Annotated in this window: 1 rRNA gene; it reads left to right on the top strand. The window is 54.0% G+C overall.

Annotated elements, in window-relative coordinates:
• Window positions 1–1655, top strand: a 23S ribosomal RNA gene (locus DWX59_RS28355); the annotation flags it as partial.
• Window positions 1656–1709: the final 54 nt, after the last annotated feature.

Genomic DNA, 1709 nt, shown 5'->3' with positions numbered 1-1709 from the left:
GAAGCGGTACCGACGAGGAGCCGTGGACATTTAAGAAGAGAGAATGCCGGAATGAGTAGCGAGATGGAGGTGGGAATCCTCCAGGCCGAATATCCAAGGTTTCCAGAGTAAAGCTGATCTGCTCTGGGTAAGTCGGGGCCTAAGGCGAGGCTGGGAGGCGTAGCCGATGGACAACAGGTTGAGATTCCTGTACCGTGTATCATCAGAACTGTGGGGACACAGAAGGACAGCACATCCCGGGAATGGGAATACCGGGGCAAGCGGGGTAGGAGTACGGCTGGCAAATCCGCCGTACAATCCGAAGACGTGATGCGGAGCGAACTGAAGTAGCGAAGTGTGTGATTCCAGCTGTCAAGAAAAGCCGCTATCGTGTGATACACGCCCGTACCGTAAACCGACACAGGTGGATGAGGAGAGAATCCTAAGGCCGGCGGGAGAAGCATTGTTAAGGAACTCGGCAAAATGACCCCGTAACTTCGGGAGAAGGGGTGCCCATGAAAGTGGGCCGCAGAGAATAGGCTCAAGCAACTGTTTAGCAAAAACACAGGTCTATGCAAAACCGTAAGGTGAGGTATATGGGCTGACGCCTGCCCGGTGCTGGAAGGTTAAGAGGAGAGGTCAGCGGAAACGCGAAGCTTTGAATTTAAGCCCCAGTAAACGGCGGCCGTAACTATAACGGTCCTAAGGTAGCGAAATTCCTTGTCGGGTAAGTTCCGACCCGCACGAAAGGCGTAATGATTTGAGCGCTGTCTCGACAATGCACCCGGTGAAATTGAAATACCAGTGAAGATGCTGGTTACCTGCGCCAGGACGGAAAGACCCCATGGAGCTTTACTCCAGCTTGATACTGGGATCCGGTATTGCATGTACAGGATAGGTGGGAGGCTGTGAATCATGGACGCCAGTCTGTGAGGAGCCGCTGTTGGGATACCACCCTTGCGGTATTGGGTTTCTAACCTGCGCCCATGACCTGGGCGGGGGACAATGTCAGGTGGGGAGTTTGACTGGGGCGGTCGCCTCCGAAAGGGTATCGGAGGCGCTCAAAGGTTCCCTCAGGATGGTTGGAAACCATCCAGAGAGTGCAAAGGCATAAGGGGGCTTGACTGCGAGACTGACGGGTCGAGCAGGTACGAAAGTAGGACTTAGTGATCCGGTGGTATGAAAGTGGGATTGCCATCGCTCAACGGATAAAAGCTACCCTGGGGATAACAGGCTTATCACTCCCAAGAGTTCACATCGACGGAGTGGTTTGGCACCTCGATGTCGGCTCATCGCATCCTGGGGCTGTAGCAGGTCCCAAGGGTTGGGCTGTTCGCCCATTAAAGCGGTACGCGAGCTGGGTTCAGAACGTCGTGAGACAGTTCGGTCCCTATCCGGCGCGGGCGTAGGATATCTGAGAGGAGCTGTCCTTAGTACGAGAGGACCGGGATGGACAGACCGCTGGTGCATCTGTTGGCATACCAATGCCATGGCAGAGTAGCCAAGTCTGGACGGGATAAACGCTGAAGGCATCTAAGCGTGAAGCCCCCCTCAAGATGAGATATCCCATGCGTAGGCAGTAAGACCCCTTGTAGACGACGAGGTGGATAGGTTAGAGGTGGAAGTGCAGCAATGTACGGAGCTGACTAATACTAATCGGTCGAGGGCTTAACCAGAAGGTTCAGGGGATAGGAAGTTTGTTCAATTCGGTTTTCAATATGTGGTTTTGA

The organism is Enterocloster aldenensis (assembly GCF_003434055.1).
Lineage (GTDB): Bacteria > Bacillota > Clostridia > Lachnospirales > Lachnospiraceae > Enterocloster > Enterocloster aldenensis.
The sequence above is the reverse complement of the archived record's forward strand: the minus strand, read 5'-3'. Positions and strand labels throughout refer to the sequence as shown.